The organism is Gleimia sp. 6138-11-ORH1, from assembly GCF_024814355.1.
GTDB lineage: Bacteria > Actinomycetota > Actinomycetes > Actinomycetales > Actinomycetaceae > Gleimia.
This window is the reverse complement of sequence record NZ_JANUXV010000001.1, coordinates 587521-610803: the sequence shown is the minus strand read 5'-3', so window position 1 is coordinate 610803 and position 23283 is coordinate 587521. Positions and strand designations below refer to the sequence as shown.

The window sequence follows — 23283 nt, the reverse complement described above, 5'->3', positions numbered from 1 at the left end:
GGAAGGAGCCGGCATGAATCGCCGCACAAAAATAGTCCTCAACGAGGACGAAATGAATCGGGCACTCACCCGTATCTCCTATGAAATCATCGAATACTCCGATGCCATATCCGAACTGGTAATTCTGGGAATCCCCACCCGCGGGGAAATCCTAGCCAAACGGATCGGAGGAAAAATAGCCGAAATCACTTCCCGTCCAGTGCAGGTAGGTACCCTAGATACCACCATGTACCGAGACGACCTGGCAAAACAACCCACCAGGCTGCCACACCCAACTGAGATTCCCGTAAGCGGAATTGAAAATAAACGCGTAGTACTGGTAGACGACGTACTCTACACCGGACGCACCGCCAAAGCTGCTTTAGACGCATTATTCGCCTTGGGAAGACCCTCAATAGTACAGCTAGCCGTACTAGTTGATAGGGGCCACCGCGAACTACCGATCCGCCCTGACTTTATCGGAAAAAATCTCCCCACCTCGCGACAAGAAATTGTCACCATCAACTGCGAAGAAATAGACGGAACTAACTCAGTAGTAATCACAGGTGCAGCATGAAACACTTAATCGATATCTCAGACCTATCCTATGAGGAAGCCATTAACCTACTTGACACTGCTGAAGAAATGGCCAGCACCCAAGTGCGCGCAATAAAAAAACTCCCCACACTCAGAGGAAAAACAGTCGTAAATCTCTTTTACGAAGACTCAACACGCACTCGACTTTCCTTTGAAGCAGCCGCAAAACGACTCTCCGCAGACGTGATTAACTTCGCCGCCAAAGGCTCATCAGTTTCTAAAGGCGAATCCCTCAAAGACACAGCGCTCACCCTACAAGCAATGGGAGCGGATGCGGTAATTATCCGCCACCCTGCCTCCGGCGCAGCCCACCGCCTAGCCTACGCAGGTTGGATTGACTGTCCGATTCTTAACGCCGGAGACGGAACCCACCAACATCCCACCCAAGCACTTTTAGACGCCATGACCCTACGACGCTACTATCAGGCAGACGGTAGCAGCCCAACCCAGGGAACTGACTTAAAAGGTGCAAAAGTAGTAATCGTAGGAGACATCCTTCATTCCCGAGTTGCCCGTTCAAACGTCGATTTACTTACCCTCCTGGGAGCCAGCGTAACCCTAGTTGCGCCTCCCACCCTGGTGCCGGTAGGAGTGGAAACTTGGCCCTGCAAAGTTGTCTACAACTTAGATCAGGCTCTTTGTGAAGAACCAGATGCAGTGATGATGCTTCGAGTCCAAAGAGAACGCATGACCTCTTTAGGGGGCGGATACTTTCCTTCCCCCACGGAATACCACCGCGAATACGGATTAGATTTAGAACGATTCAAATCACTGCGTCCCGAAACAATCATCATGCACCCCGGACCAATGAACCGCGGTTTAGAAATCTGTGCTGAAGCTGCCGACTCACCTAAATCAGTAATCGTAGAACAAGTCAATAACGGAGTGAGCGTGCGCATGGCGTCCCTCTATCTCCTTCTAGCTGGAACTGGAGAAAACCATGTCTAAAAACAAACAATACTTAATCACCGCAGTAGCACCCTACGGAGAAAAGAACACCGATATTGCTGTTGCCGATGGAAAGATCATAGCCATCGGAAAAGCTGCCCGCGACGCCCTCGGAAAAGCAAAAGTAATTGATGCCAGCGGACTAATTGCCCTCCCCGGTTTAGTGGACCTGCACACCCACCTGCGCGAACCCGGACAAGAAGACGCTGAAACTGTCTACACCGGAACCCGCGCCGGAGCAGTAGGGGGCTACACCTGCGTACACGCCATGGCAAATACCAACCCAGTGGCAGACACCGCCTCAGTTGTTGAACAAGTACAGGCATTAGGGGACGCAGCCGGATGGTTACAAGTCCGCCCAGTTGGGGCAGTCACCCGTGGTTTGGAAGGTAAACAACTTTCCGCCATGAGTGGTATGGCCAGCTCAAAAGCACGAGTAAGAGTATTCTCTGATGACGGCATGTGCGTTTCAGATTCACTCTTAATGCGCAGAGCATTAGAGTACGTGAAAACCTTTAACGGGGTGATCGCACAGCACGCACAAGACCCTAACCTAACTGCCGAAGCCCAAATGAATGAGAGCCCACTCTCAGCTAAACTCGGCTTGGCTGGCTGGCCAGCAGTAGCTGAAGAAGCCATCATTGCCCGCGATATTGCTTTAGCAAAGCATGTAGACTCGCGCCTGCACGTCTGCCACGTTTCCACCGCCGGTTCAGTAGAACTAATCCGCTGGGCAAAATCAATGGGCGTGCGAGTAACCGCAGAAGCCACCCCACATCACCTTTTCCTCACCGAAGACCTGGCTTGCAGCTACAACCCTCTCTATAAAGTCAATCCGCCCCTACGCACCCAAGAAGACGTAGAAGCGCTACGCGCCGGATTAGCCGATGGCACCATTGACATCGTAGGTACCGACCATGCCCCGCATCCGTTAGAAAAGAAAGATTGCGAGTGGCAGGCCGGCGCTTTTGGAATGACCGGTTTAGAAACCGCCCTCCCAGTAATCATCACCACCATGGTGAAAACCGGGCGAATGAGCTGGCAAGACGTGGCTCGAGTCCTATCTGAAGCCCCCGCAAAAATTGGGCAAGTCGCGCAGCAAGGCCACCGAATCGCAGTAGGAGCCCCCGCACACCTGACTTTTGTAGACCCCACCGTAGTTCGCCGGATTGATCCCGCCACTCAGTGGACTCGTTCAACCAATACTCCGTTTGTTGGGGAGAACCTGGACGGACAAGTCATGTACACCATGTACAACGGTGACTTCACCGTATTTGACGCAAAACCAGTGGCAAAGGAAAACCGATGACAACCACAGACGCACTGCTAGTTTTCACAAATGGAACTATTTTCCGCGGGTTTGCCTGGGGGAAAAAAGGCGTAACTACTGGAGCGGTGGTAGTTGACGCAACTATCAGCGGATATGAAGAAGCACTCCGTAAACCAGAAAATAAAGGAAAACTGGTGTTATCCACCAGCCCGCATATTGGGAACGTGGGAGCCCGCGGAAACGGCGCCTATTTGGCTGCTGGAATGATTGTGCGCGAACCTGCCCAAATCGTCTCAAACTGGACGGCAGAAGCAGAGTTAGAACCTCAGCTTAGCTCCCATAAAGTAATCGGGATCAGCGGAATCGATACCCGCGCCGTGAGACAGCTGATACAGCAAAACCCCTCGGTAAAAGCAGGAATCTTCTCTGGCTTAGCCCTCCCAGAAACGGTGAGGAACCTGGAGCGAAACGCGAAAATCCCCGCGTCCATCAAATCTGACTTAGTAACCCGCGTCATTGAAAGCGAGCAAATCTAATGCCACTGCGCACTGACATTAAATCCGTTCTGGTAATCGGCTCTGGCCCTATCGTGATTGGGCAAGCCTGCGAATTCGACTATTCAGGTACCCAGGCTTGTCGAATCCTAAAAGATGAGGGAATCCGGGTTGTTCTAATCAACTCTAACCCAGCTACGATCATGACCGATCCAGCTATGGCAGATGCCACCTATGTGGAGCCAATTAATGTAGGAACCATCCGAAAAATCATCGAAAAAGAACGCCCTGATGCGATCTTACCTACCCTGGGTGGGCAAACGGCATTAAACGCTGCTATGGCACTGGTTGAAGCAGGGGTTTTAGAAGAGTACGGAGTGGAGCTAATCGGAGCTGACGCTGAGGTAATTCGCGCCGGAGAAGATCGGGACGAGTTCCGTAAAATTGTAGAGGCCTGCGGAGCTGAAGTGGCCCGCTCTGTAGTTGCCCACAGCATGGAAGAATGTTTGGAAGCTGCAGAAACCCTCGGATACCCGCTGGTAGTGCGCCCTTCTTTTACCATGGGCGGATTAGGGTCAGGATTTGCTCATAATGAGACCGAATTACGGCGCTTTGCCGGGGCTGGCTTGCAGAACTCTCTAACCAGTGAAGTGCTGTTAGAAGAATCAATCTTGGGGTGGAAAGAAATCGAGTTGGAAGTTGTCCGGGACCGGACTGGTCGTTGCATTCCTATCTGCTCGATTGAAAACGTAGACCCAATGGGGGTGCACACCGGCGATTCAATCACGATTGCTCCGGCACTGACTCTGACCGGGGACGAAATCGCCCACCTGGTTAAAATTGGTGCCGACATTGTTGCTGGAGTGGGGGTAAATCAAGCAGGCTGTAACCTTCAGTTCGCGATTCACCCAACTAACGGCAGGGTAGTGGTAATCGAAATGAACCCGCGAGTTTCGCGTTCTTCTGCCTTGGCTTCTAAAGCTACCGGTTATCCGATCGCTAAGATCGCTACCCGTTTGGCATTGGGATATAACTTAGATGAAATTCCCAATGACCTGGTTGCGGAAAAAACGGCGGCAGATTCACCAGCAGTGGACTATATTGTGGTTAAAGTACCCCGTTTTGCATTTGAGAAGTTCCCAGCTTCAGACCCAACCTTAACTACCTCAATGAAGTCAGTAGGAGAAGCTATGGCGCTGGGACGTAGCTTCACCGAAGCCTTACAAAAAGCCTTACGCTCCATCGACAAAAAGGGAGTTACTTTCCACTGGGACGGGCCAGCGCCCACCCCTGAAGAAGTTGAAGTTCTTTTAGAAGCTGCCACCACCCCAACTGAACAGCGTTTAGTGCAGGTCCAACAGGCTTTGCGCGGCGGGGCTTCTTTAACACAGGTACACGCTGCCACAGCAATCGACCCTTGGTTCATTAACCAAATCCAGCAGCTTAATCAAATTGCTACCGAGGTAGCAACTGTGCCGGCACTTACCGCGCAAATCCTCCACAAAGCGAAAAAGTACGGTTTTTCTGACCGGCAGATTGCTTCTTTACGGAATCTATCTGAAGAAGTGGTGCGACAACTGCGCGGAGCATTCAACCTCCGCCCAGTTTACAAAGCGGTGGATACTTGCGCCGGCGAATTCCAAGCTACAACCCCATACTTCTATTCTTCCTACGATGAAGTTACGGAAGTAAAACCGCGGGAAAGAGAAGCGGTCATTATCCTAGGTTCTGGCCCAAACCGAATCGGGCAGGGGATTGAGTTTGACTACTCGTGTGTGCACGCTACTTTAGCTTTGCGTGAAAAGTACGAAACTATCATGATTAACTGCAATCCGGAGACAGTTTCCACTGACTTTGATATATCTGATCGGCTCTATTTTGAACCACTTACCTTAGAGGACGTCCTCGAGGTGTATTACGCGGAAAAACAAGCTGGTCCAATAAAGGGAGTCTTGGTGCAACTGGGCGGGCAAACGCCACTTTCTTTGGCAGAAGAACTCGAAAAAGCCGGGGTGCCGATTGTGGGGACCAGCCCACAGGCGATTGCTTTAGCTGAGGATCGGGAACTTTTTGGAAGAGTTTTGGAAGAAGCTCAACTACCTTCCCCGGCACATGCAACAGCACTTTCTCCGGCCTCGGCCGTGGCAGCCGCCGCGCAGGTGGGTTATCCGGTGTTGGCGCGCCCATCTTTTGTTTTGGGCGGACGCGGCATGGAAATCGTTTACGATGAGCCGGGTATGCTCGGCTATTTGGAACGTTTAGGTGATGCTTTTGAAAATGGGCCGCTGCTAATCGATCGTTTCTTAGATAACGCGGTGGAAATTGACGTGGACGCCCTGTTTGACGGTACCGACCTGTTTATGGGTGGGATTATGGAGCATATTGAAGAAGCGGGGATTCACTCTGGCGATTCTGCTTGCGTGATGCCCCCGATGACGCTTTCTTCCCGGCAGATTGAGCAAATCGTGAAATCTACGCGCGCGATTGCCGAGGGCGTGGGTGTACGCGGCCTGCTGAACATTCAGTTCGCCCTGGTTTCTGGCGTTTTGTACGTGATTGAAGCCAACCCACGAGCTTCGCGCACGGTGCCTTTTGCATCCAAGGCCCTGGGGGTTTCCCTGGCCCGCGCAGCTGCGAAAATCCAGTTGGGCGCCACCATCGCCCAGCTGCGTGCCAGCGGGGAACTGCCAGCGCAGGATGCTTCTTTCGTAGACTTGGATGAGCCGATTTCTGTGAAAGCAGCAGTGCTGCCATTTAACCGCTTCCGCGATAAGAACGGCATGATTGTGGATACTATTTTAGGTCCCGAAATGCGTTCAACCGGAGAGGTGATGGGGAAGGACCTGTCTTTCCCAGCGGCGTTCGCGAAGAGCCAACACGGCGCTTACGGCGGCCTACCAAAGTCCGGGACTATCTTCATTTCCATTGCGGATGCGGATAAGCGTTCGGTGGTTTTCCCAGCTTCACGCATGGTTGATCTGGGTTTTAAGATTTTGGCAACTGAGGGTACTGCTTCTGTTTTGCGTCGCAATGGCATTGATGTGCAGTTGGTGCATAAGGAGTCTGAGCGTTTACCGGGCGAGCCTACTATTTTGGATTTGATTCAAAGTGGGGAAGTGCAGATGGTAGTCAATACTCCGCAGGGACAGTCTTCCCGCCAGGATGGTTATAAGATTCGTTCTGCAGCGATGGGTATGGGCAAGCCGGTTTTGACGACTTTGCAGGCGTTTTCTGCGGCGGTGCAGGCGATTGAGGTTGAGCGGCGCGGCCAGTTCCAGATTCGTACTTTGCAAGAATATGACGCGGATCGTTTGGCACGCCGCGCGGGAGGGGAATAGACGATGCGTTTTGGTTCTAAGCTGCGAGTAGCAATGGAAGAACGCGGTCACGTTTGTGCGGGGATTGACCCGCATGCGTCGCTGCTGGCGAAGTGGGGGTTGCCCGATTCGGTGGCGGGTTTGCGCGAGTTTTCTAAGATCGCGTTGGAAGGTTTGGCGGGTGCGGCGGCGATTAAACCGCAGTCGGCTTTCTATGAGCGGTTCGGTTCTGCCGGTTGGGCAGTGCTAGAGGATTTGCTGCGTGACGCGCGTTCTGCCGGGGTGCTGACGATTTTGGATGTGAAGCGCGGGGATATTGGGTCCACAATGGCTGGTTATGCTGCGGCTTTTCTTCCCGAGGGCGCTCCGCTTGAGGCTGATGCGATTACGATCGCCCCTTACATGGGGGCTTCTGCCTATGATGCTACGGCGGCTTTAGCGGCTAAGCATGGTAAGGGGTTGTTCAGCTTGGCGCTGACTTCTAATCCGGAGGGTAAGCGCCTGCAGCGTTCCCGTTCTGGCTCTGGCGTGCCGGTGGCGGCGCAGGTAATGGAGTGGACGAATGAGGCGAATGCGAAGCATTGTGTTGACGCTCGTTTAGGCTCTTTCGGTGTTGTGATTGGGGCAACTGTAAAGGATATGACCGAAGTTTTAGGGAATTCTTTTGCGGTATTTAATGGTCCGATTTTGGCACCGGGTTTTGGCGCGCAGGGCGCGGATGCAGAAGATATTCGCAAGCGTTTTGCCGGTCACTTCCCACAGGTACTGGCGTCGTCCTCCCGCGGGCTGTTAGAAGCCGGGCCGTCGGTTTCGGCACTGCAGGCTGCTTTGGCTAAGTCTGTGGCTGAAGTGGATGTACCTTTGGGGGTGTAAACAGAACTGTTTCATAGTGCGGGGCGCGAAGTATTTTGCTTCGCGCCCTATGCTTTGGAGCTAAAGTAGTTACTATGACAAGTTCGCATGAGTCAAAGTGGCAGCATATTTTGACTACCTGGGAGTTCAGTAACTGCGTCTGGGGTTTTATGTTCCCGTTGCAGGAATGTAATTTCTCGATTTTGAGACTAAATACCTTTTTTGCTTGATCCAGTCGTTGTTAACCGTTTCAAGCCGCTCCCTAGCATCTAATCAGCTTCCTCTTACCCTTCAACCCAGAAAAGTAGGTGATTCATTTGAGCTATCCGCTAGAGAATAAACTGGTGATCGGTATTGCGTCGAGCGCTTTATTTGATTTGAAAGATTCAGATGTTTATTTTCGTGAAAAAAGGAGAGAAAGCATATCGCGAATATCAGGATGCTAAAGTTGATGACGTTCTTGCCCCTGGCGTAGCCTTTAACTTTATTAAACGTCTACTCAGCTTTAACTCGTTGAACGAATCAAATGCCGCCCTCATAGAAGTAATTGTTCTCTCGCGTAATGACCCACAAACTGGCTTACAAGTAATGAAATCGATTAAAGCACATGGTTTAAATGTTACACGTGCAATTTTTACCCAGGGTAAGTCTCTTTATAACTTTATTCCGGTACTCAATATTTCACTCTTTCTTTCAGCAAATCCACAAGATGTTGAGGATGCTACTAATCTTGGGTTTTCCGCCGGGCAAGTTATTGGAAGCCCAGTGCCAGACGCTAACAGTGAAGAAATACTGATAGCCTTCGACTTTGATGGGGTGCTTGCCGGGGATAGTGCAGAAGGTATATCTCAAAATAAGGGTATGAAGGAATATCAGAAACATGAGGCAGAAAACGCGTCTATTCCTCTCAATGAGGGCCCATTAACGGATTTACTGAAAGCGTTGAACCGTATCCGTAAGCATGAGTTAGAGATCTCTAAGGCACACTCTGACCATAGTCCCAAACTTCGAATTGCTATTGTAACTGCCGGTAATGCACCCGCTGATGAACGTGTATTGTTTATTTTGAAAGAACATGGGCTTTACGTTAATGATGCGTTTTTCCTTGGGGCATTAAGAAAGCTTTGATTCTTAACGAACTGAGACCACAGATTTTCTTCGATGACCAGATAAAGCATCTCGAGGGTACTGTAAAGTCAATTCCATGCGCACATGTCCCATTTGGAATCACAAATCAGCTTCCTTCTGCTCGAAACAATCAAAATGAATCAGAAAATGAACTATCTTAGAGAAATAGAAATACAATGGATTTTAGAGTAGTGTTGATGTGAGTGTGTTCGCTCAGCTGTGAAAAAGAATCTAGGAAGGGAAAATGGATTCAATAGCTTTATCTCAGCTGTTTGCTCCCTCTATGGTTCGTGCAATATCAGAAGGTACCTATCGTGATAGGTTAATGCGAATTTTATCCGAAGCGGGGGTACATCCGTTAGATTTTCTGAATCTTGACGAACTTTATGCTTACGCTTATAAAGTTTTATCTAAAGAAGGTTTACGGCCGGACTACTACTTTCGTAATAAGATTATTGAAAAACTTGTGCTCGGTAGACATTCGTTGAATACGACGACCGTTTTGAACGAATTTAGAGTTCGGGATTCGATTCTTGACTTGGGTATCGTGAACGGCGAGTTAATCGCATATGAAATCAAATCAGATAGAGATAGCCTTTTCAGATTATCCTCTCAGTTTGAAGATTATCGTCGTTTTTTCAGGTTTATCAATGTAGTAACAGCCGAAAAACACGTAAGAACCATAAAAAAGGAGATGCCTTCACATGTTGGAATCATAGTATTAACTAAACGTGGGACACTACATATAGAACGGCGTGCAGAGGACCAGATTGCATTCAATGACCCTGTAACAATGGCCGCTTCTTTACGGAAGGCGGAGGTGCTTGAAGTGATTAAAAGACTTGGATTTGAAATGGAAGAAGTCCCTAACACTTTATTCCATAGGATAGCTTCATCATACTTTCGTGCCGCGGATCCTGAAGAACTTTCTACATGTATTCGAGGTACCTTACGTAAATCCCGAGACTTCAGTTATCTTAGCTCGGAACTTGATTGTTTTCCGATATACTCAAAATCAATGGCACTTTGCTTATTGAAAACCAAAGTTGCAAGAGAAAATTACCTTGAGGCAATTCGTCAGCCACTATTCTTGGAGGAAGCATGTATTACCCATACTTACGAGGAAAACAATTCGAACTTGCAGCGCTTCAAGAGATGGCAAGTCGAGGAAAGCTAAACGGTGAGCTGGTTCATCCGGTTATAGAACCTGTCCGACGTAATATGGCGAAACTTACCTCTACTCTAGCAACTTTAAGAGATGCGCAAGTTGAGTCTTACTTAGTTATTAATCCTCAAGTTGGTGAGTTTAAAGATGATAACAGCGTTCTTTTAGACTTTTGTCGTAAGAATAATGGTGAATTCAAGATAATTCCAGCTATTTTAATCTTAAGTGGGACAGACGGTAAACGGATAGTTTCTGAGATTAAACGAAATGTTCCGAATGCAGAAAAAATTGCACTAATAATATGGAAGAATATTGAATTCCGACAAGAGGATATTAATGCGCTAAATCTTCAGGATAAGGATCTTGAACTCTTTTTCTATCGTGTTCCTGACAGGGCAATTGAGCAGTTTACAACGGAAAACAAGATGTTGATCTTTGATGGTTTTACCAAGCAATCAAAGAACGCAGATTACCCGGAGTATGATTATTTCTCTGATATTCCTCTTGAATATTCAGAAGGAGATTTTCATGGATTCGGAGACTTTCAGACTATCGGGGAAGGCTATTCCGAAAGTGGTGGTCCTGTAAAAGCAGTTGCTATTCATCTTACATATTCGAATAAAGACGGTTATGACGTAATCGAATGTAGACATTTCGTATCAGGCGATGGTGCAGTAATCGCTGAACGTTATATGAACGCGCTGTCAAAGTTGATTAATTTTAGAGAACAACACCCCAATCTTTTTATTGATTCTCTTGGACTTCAAGGATTAGTCGACCTTTATGAAAGAAAACATTTTCCTGGTTTAGGAGTATTGAAAAAACTCTCTATTATGCACCATATCGAAACCATTGTTTCCTTAGTTGAATAATTGAAATGACTGATCTAGATTTTTGCTGTCAAGAATGCTTTAGGGATTCTTACTTAAGAGAACTCTTAAATAAAGATTCAATAAAGGCTATCGTGTCGAAATGCTATTACTGTGGTAGTAAAAAACAAGTTTCGATTGAAATTTGTGAGTTGACAGAGTCCTTCGAAAAATTATTTGAAGCGTACTGGGAAGATTCTGCGGGAGAGCTTTTTCCTGATGCGTTGCAACGCGATTGGTCATTGTTTTCAAAATTGCTACCGGCTGACAAACGTGAAGAGCTAGTCGAAAAGCTACTCCCAAACTATCCAGATTTGCTGACGGCGAAGTATTTATTGAAGCAAACTAAATTCTCAGATCCAAAAGCAATTTGGCATGGCTTGGTTAAAACGATTCGGCATGAAAGAAGGTGGTTTTTCAGAGAGCTGCAACTAGGATTTGGAGGAAGTACGCTTCAGGATTTCTTAAATACTTTTCTTGTTTGTGTCGAGTCTCTTGCCCGAGATATAAAAGATCTTGACGACAAGAAATGGTATCGTGCCCGCGTAGTTTTGGGCACGCGATATAAAATTAAATATATGGGAGCACCGCCTCCTGAGAAAGCTACTTCTGGTCGTGCTAATTCTGCAGGCATACCTGTTTTGTATTTAGCTTCCGATGAAGACACTGCTATTGCTGAAGTTCGGCCTGATCCAGGTGAAATAGTACAAGTTGCGTTCTTTAAAATAACCGAGGGGAAAGTGCTTGATTTACGCGATAATGCATCATACTCTTCGCCTTTTAGGGTAGAGGAAACTGATGACATTGCAACATTAAACGTGTTTCTTTCCTTATTCAAAGAAATAGCACAAGGACTTGCAACGCCGATTGTTAAAGCTGATCGAGTTCTTAAATACTTGCCATATCAATTTATTTGTGAGCTCTTGCAAGCTAATGGTTTTGATGGGATCTTGTTTCCTAGTTCTGTTTCCAGGGGAAATAATTTAGTTTTGTTCGATGTCACGAAGCCAAAAGCGTACAGATCCGTTTTGCATAGAGTTACGCGTCACTATTTTGAAACAATGAGAGCCTAAAACCAATCCGTAACATTCCTTGATGAACTTGCAGTTATGGGGAAGTCCTCAACATCTAATATTAAGGAGCATCACAAGTCCGCCTAATTGGAGCTGGTTAACAACTGCTAACTACGCTGACACATCCATCGACTTTCTTACTTTAATAACGATGATCGGCTATGGGCTTTGATGAATTCGAGTAGCAGGGGCGCTATCGGTTCTGCGCTTCGTTAAATCGCTTAATCACTTTTACAGGCTTTTCACGCCGCAACTTCGGCGTGTTGTCGTGGGCGGGCAGGGCGTCGCTTGGGGGGATAGTTAGCAGTGCCAAGTCTGCTAGGGGATCGCTGGTTTCCACCACCAGCGTGTGGTGGCACTGCAGGTCTTCATCAAACTGGTCAGGTAGATCTACGTCAACAATTTCCATGGCTATTCCTTTCCTATAACAGTTTCTTTAAAGAAACTAAAACCTTTTAAAGACGTTAAAAACTTAGTAATCGCCTGGTTCACGGTGTCCGGATCATCCACGTTAGAGTTATGTCCCGCGCCCTTCACCCACACTATCGGCAATTCTGACATAAGACTCCAGCGCTGATTGAGCTTCCGAATTTCTCCTGCCCGGTCTTTTGTGCCGCAAATTAACAGGGCCGGTACACTTAGACCTTCTGAAGATGCTTGCTCAATTGCCTCGGCAATAATCCGATACCCAAAAGCCGCCAACTGCACATATTCCCGCGCCGCATACTGCTTCACAATCAAAGACATATTCTCCCGGCCCAGTGGGGTAGTAGCTGAACCTCTCACCGTAGCTGCCTGCAACATAGACCAAGGCATGGGGGAAAGGAATGAAGAACTATGCTTCAGCAGCCACAGGTCCTTATCGGAATAGAAACTCCGCAGGATCGGCACCGAATCAATGCTCACAAAAGCCCGGGCTACGCCCGGAAACTTCTGCATAAATACTTGGCTTAAATAACCGCCCATCGACTGACCAATCAAAACAGGTTCAGTGACGCCCTCGGAAAGAAAAATCTGCTGCAGCCAAGTCGCTAAATCAGCCAAGCTAAAAGAAAGCGGAAACGGGCGGGACTTGCCATGTGCCGGAGCATCCCACACCAGTAGATTCGCCCGCCCCAAAAAAGCTTCCAACTGGTACTTAAATAACGTGGAATCTGCGGTTAAACCCGGTAAGAACACCAGCCAGGGCGCGTCAGTAGAACTGACTTTGGACACCTGATAATGGACCACTCCTAAGTCAGTTGAAAATACTCCAGTGCGCAGGGTATTCATAAGTTCATTATAGCAAGCTGCCATTAGAACGCCCGGTAAATCACTGATTTTCCGCCATAAAATAGGGTAGAGGCGGTATAGTAGAAGGAAAGCTTTGCTCGCCAAAACCGATAAGTATACTGAAATTGGTTTACATGAAAGAGTTTACCGATTATAGTTAACTTAGGAGGTGGAAGATGTACGTTATCACCGCAGATCAAAAAGACTCGCGTAAAACCGGCGAAGACGCCGTCCCCCGTGCCCTAAGAATCCTCGCCCACGTACGCACCGTACTGCCTTTCGAACGCACCGTAGGCGACGAAATCCAAGGAGTAGTAGCTGACGCCAACGAAGCCCTCAAAGCCATCAAACTCTTAGCCAACCTGGGCCAATGGCACTGCGGACTGGGCATCGGAGAAGCCGAAATCACCGGCATCACCTCAACCACCGAAGGCACCGGCAAAGCCTTCGTCAACGCCCGCAAAGCCGTGGAAAGAGCTAAGAAAACCCCCTATGCCTTTGCCCTGCACACCGGTAAAAACAGCGAAATCGCCAGCTCACTACAATCCCTCATCCGCACCAAATGTATGCTGATCGCCCAGCGGACTGAACGACAAAAACAAATCATTGCCCTGCGTGAAAAAGCCCCGTCAGCCACCGCAGTAGCCGAAGAAACCGGCGTTTCTAAAGCGGCTATTTCCAAAGTATTAAAAGCTGCAAACTGGGAGTTAGAAACCGGAACAGATACCCTGACTATCCGGCTACTTGAAGGATTAAACCGCTCATGAATCAGATTCAAGGTCTAACGGATTTACTATGGTCTGCCAATTACCTGGGTTCTTTAACTCAATTAGTTATTTCACTTAGCGCCATTGGCTTATCGGTTGCCCTTGGTAGTCCGCTGGTGAACTTCATTCTCAAACAGGCTGCCGTTGAACCAGTGTGGGAAACTAACTACTCAGGAACACAAAAAGCTACCCTACTTAACGGCGAAAAACCCGCCCGAGAAATTCTCAGAGGCGGGCTTTGGATCGGTCGTTTAGAAAGATTCGCAGTTACCCTAATCATCCTCACTGGCACTCCCGTAATGCTATCGGCAGTAATCGCAGTTAAAGGGTTAGGGCGCTACCCAGAGTTAAAAGCGCACCCTCATTCAGCTGAAAAATTCATCATCGGCACGGCAGTGTCAATCATCTGGGCGGCCTTATGTGGAATCGCCGGCAACCAACTTTTACAGATGCTCTAAACTAGAACTCGTAAACCTACCTACCTACCTACCTTAAGTAGTATCGAAAGAAAAGGTATTTCTATGTCCGTTGAGAAGAAACCTCGCCTGGCAGTAATTGCCGGCCCCACGGCAGTTGGTAAAGGAACTGTAGTGCGCGCCCTCTTAGAAAAATACCCGCACGTCTACCTTTCTGTTTCAGCCACCACCCGGGCTCCGCGCGAGGGAGAAATCGACGGGCAAGACTACCATTTCCTCTCCCATGAGGATTTCGAGGGCGCCATTGCACGCGATGAGTTCTTAGAATGGGCTACCGTCCACAAAGTCAACAAGTACGGTACTTTGAAAGCCCCCATCGAAGCGCAGCTGGCACAGGGAGTCCCGGCGATTTTAGAAATCGACTTGGCAGGCGTGCGACAAGTTCGCCAGCAAATGCCGGATGCCCTATTTATTTTCATCGCCCCACCATCATGGGAAGAACTGGTTAAGCGTCTCCAGGGGAGAGGAACCGAGTCAGCAGAAGAAATGACGCGTCGCCTGGAAACAGCAAAACTAGAACTGGCAGCCAAAGACGAATTCGACCACATTGTCGTCAATGATGAGGTGGATCGCACTGTGTCGGAACTAGCCGAGTTGCTTGAATTAGCGTAAGATTCTAAGCGTTAACAAATAATCAGTACTGAAAGAGGAATCATGGCAGGAATTGTTGCCAAGCCAGAAGGCATTACTAATCCACCAATCGATGAACTGATGGATAAGGTAGATTCAAAGTACGCTCTGGTTGTTTTCGCTGCTCGTCGCGCTCGCCAGATCAACGCTTACAACCTGCAGATGGAAAACAACATGGTGCAGTTCGTAGGCCCCGTAGTTCCAGTAGAACCAGATGACAAACCACTTGGTACCGCATTACGTGAAATCAACGAAGGTTTGCTGGTCCTGGAAGAAAAACGCTAACCGCTGATTTTTGAGAGTAGCAGTTTGCAATTAGCTTCTGACTTTCTTACTAGCCCCCGCCGAATTGTGGTGGGGGTTAGTGGTGGTATAGCCGCCTATAAGATTCCATACCTGGTGCGCGCCCTCATTAAAGCTGGACACCAGGTGCGGGTCATTCCAACCGAAAATAGTCTCAACTTTGTTGGTAAAACCACCTGGGAAGCTCTCAGCGGACAGCCGGTAGTCACCGGCGTATTCGATTCCGCAGCAGATGTAGAACATGTGGAAATAGCCCGCGAAGCAGAACTTATTGTAATCGCGCCAGCAACGGCAGATTTACTCGCTAAAATTCGCAGTGGCAGAGCCGACAATTTGCTCACCACCACCATTTTAGCTGCCACCTGCCCAGTGGTCTTAGTCCCTGCAATGCATACAGCAATGTATGAAAATGCAGCCACCCAAGAAAACCTCCAAGTACTCCGTGAACGCGGCTACCTGATTATGGAACCAGAAACCGGGGAACTATCCTCTGGAGATTTCGGAAAAGGACGCCTTCCCGAACCAGCAGAAATCTTTAACTTCCTCTACCAAAAACCCACCGCTTCTAATTCAGCTGCGGAAACAGTTCCGGTAGAAACTGCAACAAAACAGCTTAAAGGAATTAGAGTTTTCATTACCGCCGGGGGCACCCATGAAGCGATCGACCCAGTACGCTATATCGGAAATCGTTCCACCGGAAAATTTGGGGTAGAAATCGCCAAAGCCTTCCAAACTTTCGGGGCAGAGGTAACCCTCATCGGAGCAAATCTCACCGACGTAGATATCCCCCCGGGAACCTGCGTTATCAATACGCCCTCGGCACAAGAAATGTTCGAAGCAGTGATGGAAATAGCCCCGCAAAGCCAAATCGGGGTATTTGCAGCAGCAGTAGCAGATTTTCGTCCCGCTAACACCGCGGAACAAAAAATAAAGAAAACCGGGGGAGAGGACGAAACCCTCACTCTCGAGCTGGTTAAAAATCCCGATATATTAGCCAGCGCAGTAAACCGCTTCCCACACCTCATAACCGTCGGCTTCGCCGCGGAAACAGGGAACGCGGAACAAGTCGCCCAATATGGGCGCGAAAAAGCTATTCGGAAGGGAGCAGACTTGCTGGCCGTCAATCAAGTAGGACGGCAAACCGGCTTCGGTGACGTACAAACCCAGCTGACTATCTTAGACGCAACGGGAACTACCCTCACTAAATTCGCCGGAAGCAAAGCAGCAATCGCTCCGCAACTGGCTGCCCTGGTGGCAACAGTATTCGCACGTAAGAAACGTTCTTAACTCTAGAAAGAAAATAGAGAATGAAAAGCTCCAGACTATTTAGCTCCGAATCAGTGACCTCTGGCCACCCAGATAAAGTAAGTGACCAGATCTCTGACGCTATTTTAGACGCCGCCTTACTCACTGACCCTATGGCTCGCGTCGCGGTAGAAACCCTGGTTACTACCGACACTGTAGTAGTAGCTGGAGAAGTCACCTGCGCCGGAAGCTTTGATGTTGAAGCCATCGTGCGTGACACCATCCGCAAGATTGGCTACACCCATCCCAATGAAGGGTTCGATGCCGAAACTGTAAAAATCACCAGCCTGATTCACACCCAGTCACCCGACATCGCCCAGTCAGTAGACCGCTCTTTAGAAAACCGCGAAGAAAACTCCTTGGATGAACTTTCCCTCCAAGGAGCCGGCGACCAGGGAATCATGTTCGGATTCGCCTGCTCAGACAACCCACAGCTAATGCCAGTTCCAATTACCTTAGCGCATCAACTAGCTCAGCGACTAGAAGAAGTTCGCCGCACCGAAGTCCCTGAATTCCGCCCAGACGGAAAAACTCAGGTGACTATTCAATACGACGAGTGGACTCCAGTTGCTCTGGATACAGTAGTAGTCTCCACCCAGCACGCAGAAACAATCAGCTTGGAAGAAATCCGCGAAGCCGTGCGAGAACTGGTAATTAAACCCGTCTTGGCAGAACACGGAAATGGATTAGACCTTTCCCAAACACGTTTCCTCATCAACCCCTCCGGGCGATTCGTTTACGGTGGCCCTGCCGCCGACACAGGCCTTACCGGACGAAAACTAATTGTGGACACCTACGGCGGTTACGCCCGCCACGGAGGCGGCGCATTCTCAGGAAAAGACGCTACCAAAGTAGACCGTTCCGCATCCTACGCCCTGCGATGGATTGCGAAAAACATTGTGGCAGCTGGACTGGCCGCCAAATGTGAACTCCAAGTTTCCTACGCAATTGGGCGTGCCGAACCCGTCGGCCTTTGGATTGACACCTACGGTACCCGCACCGTTTCAAGAGAAGCCCTAAACCGCGCAGTCGCAGAAGTATTCGATCTACGTCCATCAGCTATTATCCGCGACCTAAAGTTAAGAGAACCAGGGTTTGCAAAAACCGCTGCCTACGGGCACTTCGGACGTTCCGGATTCACCTGGGAAGATACTTCCAAAGCCGAAGAACTACGCGCAGCCATTCGCTAACCCCAACAAAACCAACGCAAAGGGCACTGCCAGCAAGATAACTTACCGGCAGTGCCCACAAGCACAATTAGAAACTATGTCATTATTAGAAGATGGACACCTTATTCCCAGGCGGACAACCAATTGCCCGCGTCTACATCGACAATGAGTTACCTCATTTAGATAAACTTTTCGACTACACCATCCCCGAAAAGTTCACCGTCACTCCAGGAATGCAAGTACGTGTCCGCTTCGCAGGAAAACTCTACTCAGCTTGGGTAGTTGAAGTCGTTAATAAAACCGATTTCCCCGGCAAACTGCAATCTATTGAAAGAATCGTCAGCACCAGCATAGTCCTGCCCCCCAAAGCCTTAGAACTGGCTAAAGACCTGGCCCGACGCAACTGCGTTCCAGTTGTAAAAATCATTTCCGCAATGATCCCCCCGCGCCACGCCGGCGGAGAAAAAGCCGGACTAAAACTACTACAAACACAAACCGAAACCTCACCTGAATTCACCCCTGAGACTCTGGCAGAAAGTCCTGAGACACCGGCAGAAAGTCCTGAAACAGCCTCCAAAACAGAAGCGCAGACACCGGCAGAAAGTTCCCACACCGCCCTCGTAAAAAATCCAGCCTTGGAAAACTACCAGGGGGGAGCAGCCTTCGCACACAGTCTCAACCAACAAAACCCAGTCAGAGCTATCTGGCAACTCATCCCCACAGACTTTCCCACCCGTGATTTCTACAGTCAATCCGCACTGATAACTACCATCTACAACTGGGCACTCAGCACCGCTGATGCAACAATCCTAGTAATCCTACCCACCAGCAGACAAGTAACCCAATTTCAAGCAAAACTGGCACAGCTACAAACAGAAAACCAAAGCGAACTGAAAACTGCCACCATTTCAAGCACCGACTCTCCCGCCCAGCGGTACAAAAAATACATCGCCGCTGCCGGGGGAGCCTATTCGATTATTATCGGGACGCGGAGCCTGGCCTACCAACCCGTGCCAAAACTTGCCGGAATCGTCATTTTTGACGATGGTGACAGTCGCCATCACGACCCACAATCCCCCTACTTAAGCACCCTAGATATCAGCCTAAGACGGAGCTATCTGGAAAAATCCAGCCTACTAATCGCCTCAGCCGCCCCGTCTATCCAAGCCACCGCACTGGCCGAAAGCAACTGGGCACACTGGCTCCTGCCCATCCCCCAGGCATACCGGAAAAACACCGCTATAGTGCAAGTAATCGACCACTATGAAAGACAGCGCCAAGGATCAGCCGGCAAAGGACGATTACCCGCCTTCATCCAAACCAAAATTCGCAAAGCGCTCAACCAAGGCCCAGTCCTAGTATCAGTACCACGGCGCGGATGGATAAGCATCATAAGCTGCACAAACTGCAGGCAAACTGCCCGCTGTGTCCAATGCCAAGGCCCAATCAGAGTAAGTGCAAACGGCGCCCTAAGCTGCGCCTGGTGTGCGGATCCGCAGTACAGCTGGCACTGTCACAAATGCTCCCAAACCCAATGGAAACCCATCCAACTTGGTTCAGAACGAACTTTTGAAGAACTGGGACGCGCCTTTCCCACCGTGAAAATTATTCAAGCAGACGCCCAACATCAAATCACCGACCTACCAGCGCATACGCCGTGCCTAGTTGTCGCCACTCCCGGGGCAGAACCTTTCGTAGTTGGCGGATACACGCAAATCGTGGTTTTAGACGGTGAAGCAGTGGCTAACCGCCCAGAACTTTGGGCTTTAGAAGAAGCTATGCGCCGGTGGATCAGGCTACTTGGCATGGTCAAAACCAGCGGAGAACTAACTATCCTGGGAATCAACGACATTGCCTTTGCCCAGGCACTCATCCGCAAAGACCCCGTCGGATGGGCTAAACTCACTCTTGCTGAACGTAATGAAGTAGGATTCTTTCCAGCTAAAGTAATGATCGCTATTGACGGAGCAGAAGAAACCATCCTTGAATACACCACCGAACTAACCCAGAGCCTAAACCAAATTAAGACCTCTACTCAGGTGGAAATATTGGGCACCACTAGACGCTACGGGCAGGACATCGCGAAAGTGTTTGGACCCCACCCAACTCGGTTACTACTGCGCAGCAGTTGGGAAAACCTCCCTGCACTACTTGAAATACTCAGCCAGTTACAAACGAAACGCTCCCTAAAGAAGCAAGGATTGGTGACGATTCGTGTAAATCCCCGTGATCTCTTGTGAAATCCCCGTTAGAGTGGTTAGGCTTCGCTATTATTTGAGGTTAAACTGGGTAAGTGAAGATTATTTTTGCCGGTACACCTGAAGTTGCAGTTCCCACTTTTGAAGCGTTAATGGCTTCGGAACATACTGTGGTAGCAGTGCTTACGCGCAGTGCAAAACCAAAAGGGCGTTCTAAAACATTAGTTCCTTCTGAAGTTGCAGTTGCAGCGCAAGCTCATGGCGTACCCATTATTGAAGCTGATTCCCTCCGTTCCGCTCAAGCTCAAGCACAGTTGGAAACACTTGAAGCTGACCTCGGAGTAGTAGTCGCCTATGGGGCAATTATTCCCCAAGAAATATTAGATCTGCTCCCACACGGTTGGATTAACCTGCACTTTTCCAAATTGCCGCGTTGGAGAGGCGCCGCCCCCGTACAGCGAGCCATTGCAGCTGGGGATAAAGAAACTGCTATCAATATTTTCCAGTTAGAAGCAGGGTTAGACACCGGCCCAGTTTACTTTTCTCGTACCGTTGAGATTCCCGCAGAGATTAACTCAGGTGATTTTCTTACTCAGTTAAGCCAAATAGGTGCCCCTGATGTTGTGGAAGTAGTTTCGCAAATCGCCGCCGGTACCGCCGTAACTACCGCGCAAACTGAAGAGGGCGCCACCTATGCGAAGATGATTAAAGCCGCTGATCTGTGGGTGGATTTCACTAAGTCAGCTTCAGAAGTTCACAATCAGGTGCGCGCCTGTGCGCCCACGCCGGGAGCTTTCGCTTTTTTACCAGATGGTAAAAAATTGAAAATCTTAGCTACTAAAGTGAGTGCTCCGCCGGCGCACACCCCCGGTATCGGCACTGCTTCACAAGCTGGCGAGTCTTTAGCTGCGGGCGAGATTTTAGTGACTAAAAAACAAGTTTGGGTGGGCACTGGCGCTGGAAGCGTTGAACTGCTTTTAGTTGCTCCACCTGGGAAAAATATGATGGAAGCCGCTGCCTGGGCGCGCGGAGCTCGTTTAGAACCAAAGACAATCTTAAATGAAAGTGGGCAGATGGCATGAGCACCAGTTGGGAAGAAAATAAAGCTCGAAAAGCAACTTCTGAATCTCGAGGGCGCACCCGAAACCTGCGAGTTTCCCGTGCTCGTGTAGTTGCCTATGAAGTACTTCTTGAGGTGGAGGTCAATAAGGCTTTCGCAAACCTTGCGTTACCCCCAGCGCTTTCAAAAGCTAAGTTAGACCTGCGTGACGCGGCTTTAGCCACCGAATTAGTTTATGGTTCACTGCGCAACCAAGCTCGGATTGATTGGGTTATTGAACAGTGTATGCCTCGGAAACTAACTGATTTAGATTCGGAAGTTCGAGTTATTTTACGGATGACCGGACACCAGATACTACATATGCGAGTTCCTGACCACGCTGCCGTAGCAGAATCAGTTGAGCTGACCAAGTATATGTGTGGTTTTGGGGTTGAAAAGTTTGTCAACGGGGTAGCTCGGGCGATGGTAGAGCACACTCCGGGTGAATGGGAACGACGCATTAAAGCGATTGAAGCAAATGTCACCCGCGTTTCCATCCAGTATTCTCACCCTGAATGGATTGTTAGAGCCTTCGCCCAAGCGCTGGTAGCGCATGGGCTACCAGCGAAAGAACTAACCGCACTGTTAGCAGCCAATAATACCAACCCTGAGGTGATGCTGTGCGCCCGCCCGGGGCAGGTGCTCCCAGCTGATTTAGCTGATGATGCCGCCCGTTATTTACGAGCCGAACCGCGTCCAGCTACCTACTCTGAATGGGGTGTGGCTTTAAACCAGGGAGATCCCGGTCGATTGAATGCAATCCGCGATGGGCGGGCTTCAGTCCAAGATGAAGGATCTCAACTGGTAGCTTCAGCTCTAGCAGAACTCGAGATAGCTACTGAAGACACTAAATGGTTAGATATGTGCGCTGGCCCCGGCGGAAAAGCGGGTCTTTTAGCTGCCTATGCTGATCTTAATGGAGTAGACCTTCTGGCCAATGAGGTGACCGCTCACCGGGCGCAGCTGGTAGAACAAACTGTGCGACCTTTCGATAACGTTGAAGTAGTTGTAGGAGACGGAAGGGAAATCGCCAAACACGGGAAATTTAGTCGCATCATGTTAGACGCTCCCTGTACTGGTTTAGGCTCGTTGCGTCGCCGTCCAGAATCGCGTTGGAACCGCAAACCCTCAGATGTCATTCAGCTGTGCAAGTTGCAAGCGGAACTACTTGACGCGGGCTTGGACGCCCTCGAAATTGGGGGAGTATTAGCCTACGTCACCTGCTCACCGCACGAGCAGGAAACTATCGCGCAGATTAAGCGGATTGCGGACCGTTCTGATATAGAAATCCTCAATACTAAAGCAGCGGTAGAAGCCGTGGCGATGGAACCGATTAAACTTACCGCTACGGAAATTGGCAGCGGTAACACCATCCAACTTTGGCCACACCTACATCAAACTGACGCGATGTTCCTGTGTTTAATTAAGAAAGTAAAATAATGTCTGCTATTAAACCGGTAACTATATCCCCCTCGATTCTTAACTGTGATATTGCCAATCTGACCAGTGAATTAAATAAGATCCGCAACGCTGATTTCGCACACGTAGATGTGATGGACAATCACTTCGTGCCAAACCTCACCTGGGGGCTTCCCGTTGTAGAAGCGGTGATTGCGCAGCAGATTCTTCCAGTTGATGCGCATCTGATGATTGCTGATCCGGATCGGTGGGCACCGGCCTATGCAGAAGCCGGTAGTGCTTCAGTTACCTTCCACGCTGAGGCAGCGCACGCCCCAATCCGATTAGCACGGGAACTGCGCCGTCTGGGGGCAAAAGCCGGACTGGGGCTAAAACCCACTACGGATATTCACGATTACGTTGATCTGCTAACTGAATTCGACATGATTTTAGTGATGACCGTTGAACCAGGTTTTGGGGGGCAGGCCTTCTTAGAATCCCAGTTGGCAAAAATCCGGCGCGTTCGCGAAGCTGCTAACAGTCGGCAGATTGATTTAGCCATCCAGGTAGACGGGGGAATTTCTCAGGCGAATATCACCTTAGCTGCAGAGGCGGGGGCGGATGTTTTCGTGGCGGGTTCTGCAGTTTTTCGGGCCGAGGACGCTTATGCAGAGGTAGAAACACTTCGTGCTTTAGCTAATGGGTGCCAACATTAACCACCGTCCTACTGAGCCTTACTGTAAATAAGTCCCGCACACGCTCAGGGGGTAAGAAGCTGCCAGAGAAAATAAGCTATACTTAAAACTGTCAGCTTCGGGGTCGGTGTAAGTCCGAACCGGCGGTTAAAGTCCGCGACCCGCTTCGGCGGTTGAACTGGTGAAAGTCCAGTACCGACGGTTAAAGTCCGGATGGGAGAAGCTAAGCTGTGACAGGAGTATAGTTGCGGCTTCTTTCGTACCCCGGAATTCGTTGAA

Annotated in this window: 22 protein-coding genes, 1 pseudogene and 1 riboswitch; of the genes and pseudogenes, 21 read left to right on the top strand and 2 right to left on the bottom strand. The window is 49.3% G+C overall.

Features of this window, described 5'->3' with window-relative positions; translation table 11 throughout:
- The first annotated feature begins 13 nt into the window (after positions 1–13).
- From pyrR to NXS08_RS02545, 11 genes and pseudogenes are all read left to right on the top strand, one after another.
- Complete coding sequence (gene pyrR / locus NXS08_RS02590) at positions 14–556, top strand: bifunctional pyr operon transcriptional regulator/uracil phosphoribosyltransferase PyrR (RefSeq protein ID WP_259136895.1); 543 nt, start codon at positions 14–16, stop codon at positions 554–556.
- Positions 553–1524 carry an aspartate carbamoyltransferase catalytic subunit gene (locus NXS08_RS02585; RefSeq protein WP_259136893.1) on the top strand — a complete coding sequence of 324 codons (972 nt, stop codon included), beginning with the start codon at positions 553–555 and terminating at the stop codon, positions 1522–1524. Before pyrR ends, NXS08_RS02585 begins: the two co-directional genes overlap by 4 nt.
- On the top strand, positions 1517–2833 hold the full coding sequence (locus NXS08_RS02580; RefSeq protein WP_259136891.1) for a dihydroorotase: 1317 nt from the start codon (positions 1517–1519) through the stop codon (positions 2831–2833). The genes NXS08_RS02585 and NXS08_RS02580 overlap by 8 nt, the downstream gene beginning before the upstream one ends.
- On the top strand, positions 2830–3330 hold the full coding sequence (locus NXS08_RS02575) for a carbamoyl-phosphate synthase domain-containing protein (protein ID WP_259136889.1): 501 nt from the start codon (positions 2830–2832) through the stop codon (positions 3328–3330). Before NXS08_RS02580 ends, NXS08_RS02575 begins: the two co-directional genes overlap by 4 nt.
- Positions 3330–6626 carry a carbamoyl-phosphate synthase large subunit gene (carB, locus tag NXS08_RS02570; RefSeq protein ID WP_259136887.1) on the top strand — a complete coding sequence of 1099 codons (3297 nt, stop codon included), beginning with the start codon at positions 3330–3332 and terminating at the stop codon, positions 6624–6626. Before NXS08_RS02575 ends, carB begins: the two co-directional genes overlap by 1 nt.
- Positions 6627–6629: 3 nt before the next feature.
- On the top strand, positions 6630–7478 hold the full coding sequence (pyrF, locus tag NXS08_RS02565) for an orotidine-5'-phosphate decarboxylase (RefSeq protein WP_259136884.1): 849 nt from the start codon (positions 6630–6632) through the stop codon (positions 7476–7478).
- Between the two features lie 287 nt (positions 7479–7765).
- Positions 7766–7903 (top strand): 5'-nucleotidase, encoded by a 138-nt coding sequence (locus NXS08_RS07400; RefSeq protein ID WP_396232234.1) that lies wholly within the window; start codon positions 7766–7768, stop codon positions 7901–7903.
- Positions 7848–8746 (top strand): annotated as a pseudogene (locus NXS08_RS02560) (5'-nucleotidase). Before NXS08_RS07400 ends, NXS08_RS02560 begins: the two are co-directional and overlap by 56 nt.
- Positions 8747–8829: 83 nt before the next feature.
- Entirely contained in the window at positions 8830–9762 is a 933-nt protein-coding gene (locus NXS08_RS02555; RefSeq protein ID WP_259136882.1) for a sce7726 family protein, read from the top strand.
- Positions 9687–10622 (top strand): sce7725 family protein, encoded by a 936-nt coding sequence (locus tag NXS08_RS02550; protein ID WP_259136880.1) that lies wholly within the window; start codon positions 9687–9689, stop codon positions 10620–10622. Before NXS08_RS02555 ends, NXS08_RS02550 begins: the two co-directional genes overlap by 76 nt.
- Positions 10623–10627: 5 nt before the next feature.
- On the top strand, positions 10628–11692 hold the full coding sequence (locus NXS08_RS02545; protein WP_259136878.1) for an RES family NAD+ phosphorylase: 1065 nt from the start codon (positions 10628–10630) through the stop codon (positions 11690–11692).
- A 193-nt stretch (positions 11693–11885) separates the two neighbouring features.
- On the opposite strand, the gene NXS08_RS02540 is transcribed toward NXS08_RS02545, so the two are convergent.
- Together NXS08_RS02540 and NXS08_RS02535 are read right to left on the bottom strand one after the other, a co-directional pair.
- Positions 11886–12101 carry a hypothetical protein gene (locus NXS08_RS02540; protein ID WP_259136877.1) on the bottom strand — a complete coding sequence of 72 codons (216 nt, stop codon included), beginning with the start codon at positions 12099–12101 and terminating at the stop codon, positions 11886–11888.
- Positions 12102–12103: 2 nt separating this feature from the next.
- Positions 12104–12964 (bottom strand): alpha/beta fold hydrolase, encoded by an 861-nt coding sequence (locus NXS08_RS02535; protein ID WP_259136875.1) that lies wholly within the window; start codon positions 12962–12964, stop codon positions 12104–12106.
- 176 nt (positions 12965–13140) lie between these two features.
- On the opposite strand from NXS08_RS02535, the gene NXS08_RS02530 reads away from it, so the two are divergent.
- The 10 genes from NXS08_RS02530 to rpe all read left to right on the top strand — a co-directional run bounded on the left by NXS08_RS02530 (position 13141) and on the right by rpe (position 23025).
- Positions 13141–13731: a hypothetical protein gene (locus NXS08_RS02530; protein WP_259136873.1), complete on the top strand. Its 591-nt coding sequence runs from the start codon at positions 13141–13143 to the stop codon at positions 13729–13731.
- A complete protein-coding gene (locus NXS08_RS02525) occupies positions 13728–14189 on the top strand; it encodes a hypothetical protein (protein ID WP_259136871.1) in 462 nt (153 codons plus the stop codon). Before NXS08_RS02530 ends, NXS08_RS02525 begins: the two co-directional genes overlap by 4 nt.
- A gap of 63 nt (positions 14190–14252) precedes the next feature.
- Positions 14253–14819, top strand: a complete 567-nt coding sequence (gene gmk / locus NXS08_RS02520) for a guanylate kinase (RefSeq protein ID WP_259136869.1) — start codon at positions 14253–14255, stop codon at positions 14817–14819.
- 42 nt (positions 14820–14861) lie between these two features.
- Entirely contained in the window at positions 14862–15122 is a 261-nt protein-coding gene (rpoZ, locus tag NXS08_RS02515; RefSeq protein WP_259136867.1) for a DNA-directed RNA polymerase subunit omega, read from the top strand.
- 24 nt (positions 15123–15146) lie between these two features.
- The gene (coaBC, locus tag NXS08_RS02510; protein WP_259136865.1) at positions 15147–16427 is read left to right on the top strand and encodes a bifunctional phosphopantothenoylcysteine decarboxylase/phosphopantothenate--cysteine ligase CoaBC; all 1281 of its coding nucleotides are present in this window, start codon (positions 15147–15149) and stop codon (positions 16425–16427) included.
- Positions 16428–16447: 20 nt separating this feature from the next.
- The gene (metK, locus tag NXS08_RS02505; RefSeq protein WP_259136863.1) at positions 16448–17635 is read left to right on the top strand and encodes a methionine adenosyltransferase; all 1188 of its coding nucleotides are present in this window, start codon (positions 16448–16450) and stop codon (positions 17633–17635) included.
- A gap of 92 nt (positions 17636–17727) precedes the next feature.
- On the top strand, positions 17728–19854 hold the full coding sequence (locus NXS08_RS02500) for a hypothetical protein (RefSeq protein ID WP_259136861.1): 2127 nt from the start codon (positions 17728–17730) through the stop codon (positions 19852–19854).
- 53 nt (positions 19855–19907) lie between these two features.
- The gene (fmt, locus tag NXS08_RS02495; protein ID WP_259136858.1) at positions 19908–20894 is read left to right on the top strand and encodes a methionyl-tRNA formyltransferase; all 987 of its coding nucleotides are present in this window, start codon (positions 19908–19910) and stop codon (positions 20892–20894) included.
- Positions 20891–22351 carry a transcription antitermination factor NusB gene (locus tag NXS08_RS02490; protein ID WP_259136856.1) on the top strand — a complete coding sequence of 487 codons (1461 nt, stop codon included), beginning with the start codon at positions 20891–20893 and terminating at the stop codon, positions 22349–22351. Before fmt ends, NXS08_RS02490 begins: the two co-directional genes overlap by 4 nt.
- Positions 22351–23025: a ribulose-phosphate 3-epimerase gene (rpe, locus tag NXS08_RS02485; protein ID WP_259136854.1), complete on the top strand. Its 675-nt coding sequence runs from the start codon at positions 22351–22353 to the stop codon at positions 23023–23025. The genes NXS08_RS02490 and rpe overlap by 1 nt, the downstream gene beginning before the upstream one ends.
- An 89-nt stretch (positions 23026–23114) precedes the next feature.
- A riboswitch (FMN riboswitch) is annotated at positions 23115–23233 on the top strand.
- Positions 23234–23283: the final 50 nt, after the last annotated feature.

What these genes read in the sequence shown, in the direction of transcription:
- NXS08_RS02540 (WP_259136877.1), bottom strand. Translation starts at nt 12,101, where the DNA reads ATGGAAATTGTTGACGTAGATCTACCTGACCAGTTTGATGAAGACCTG.
- NXS08_RS02575 (WP_259136889.1), top strand. Translation starts at nt 2,830, where the DNA reads ATGACAACCACAGACGCACTGCTAGTTTTCACAAATGGAACTATTTTC.
- NXS08_RS02525 (WP_259136871.1), top strand. Translation starts at nt 13,728, where the DNA reads ATGAATCAGATTCAAGGTCTAACGGATTTACTATGGTCTGCCAATTAC.
- NXS08_RS02490 (WP_259136856.1), top strand. Translation starts at nt 20,891, where the DNA reads ATGAGCACCAGTTGGGAAGAAAATAAAGCTCGAAAAGCAACTTCTGAA.
- carB (WP_259136887.1), top strand. Translation starts at nt 3,330, where the DNA reads ATGCCACTGCGCACTGACATTAAATCCGTTCTGGTAATCGGCTCTGGC.
- metK (WP_259136863.1), top strand. Translation starts at nt 16,448, where the DNA reads ATGAAAAGCTCCAGACTATTTAGCTCCGAATCAGTGACCTCTGGCCAC.
- gmk (WP_259136869.1), top strand. Translation starts at nt 14,253, where the DNA reads ATGTCCGTTGAGAAGAAACCTCGCCTGGCAGTAATTGCCGGCCCCACG.
- NXS08_RS02530 (WP_259136873.1), top strand. Translation starts at nt 13,141, where the DNA reads ATGTACGTTATCACCGCAGATCAAAAAGACTCGCGTAAAACCGGCGAA.
- rpoZ (WP_259136867.1), top strand. Translation starts at nt 14,862, where the DNA reads ATGGCAGGAATTGTTGCCAAGCCAGAAGGCATTACTAATCCACCAATC.
- NXS08_RS02545 (WP_259136878.1), top strand. Translation starts at nt 10,628, where the DNA reads ATGACTGATCTAGATTTTTGCTGTCAAGAATGCTTTAGGGATTCTTAC.
- rpe (WP_259136854.1), top strand. Translation starts at nt 22,351, where the DNA reads ATGTCTGCTATTAAACCGGTAACTATATCCCCCTCGATTCTTAACTGT.
- NXS08_RS02550 (WP_259136880.1), top strand. Translation starts at nt 9,687, where the DNA reads ATGTATTACCCATACTTACGAGGAAAACAATTCGAACTTGCAGCGCTT.
- pyrF (WP_259136884.1), top strand. Translation starts at nt 6,630, where the DNA reads ATGCGTTTTGGTTCTAAGCTGCGAGTAGCAATGGAAGAACGCGGTCAC.
- NXS08_RS02555 (WP_259136882.1), top strand. Translation starts at nt 8,830, where the DNA reads ATGGATTCAATAGCTTTATCTCAGCTGTTTGCTCCCTCTATGGTTCGT.
- pyrR (WP_259136895.1), top strand. Translation starts at nt 14, where the DNA reads ATGAATCGCCGCACAAAAATAGTCCTCAACGAGGACGAAATGAATCGG.
- NXS08_RS02535 (WP_259136875.1), bottom strand. Translation starts at nt 12,964, where the DNA reads ATGAATACCCTGCGCACTGGAGTATTTTCAACTGACTTAGGAGTGGTC.
- NXS08_RS02500 (WP_259136861.1), top strand. Translation starts at nt 17,728, where the DNA reads ATGGACACCTTATTCCCAGGCGGACAACCAATTGCCCGCGTCTACATC.
- NXS08_RS02585 (WP_259136893.1), top strand. Translation starts at nt 553, where the DNA reads ATGAAACACTTAATCGATATCTCAGACCTATCCTATGAGGAAGCCATT.
- NXS08_RS02580 (WP_259136891.1), top strand. Translation starts at nt 1,517, where the DNA reads ATGTCTAAAAACAAACAATACTTAATCACCGCAGTAGCACCCTACGGA.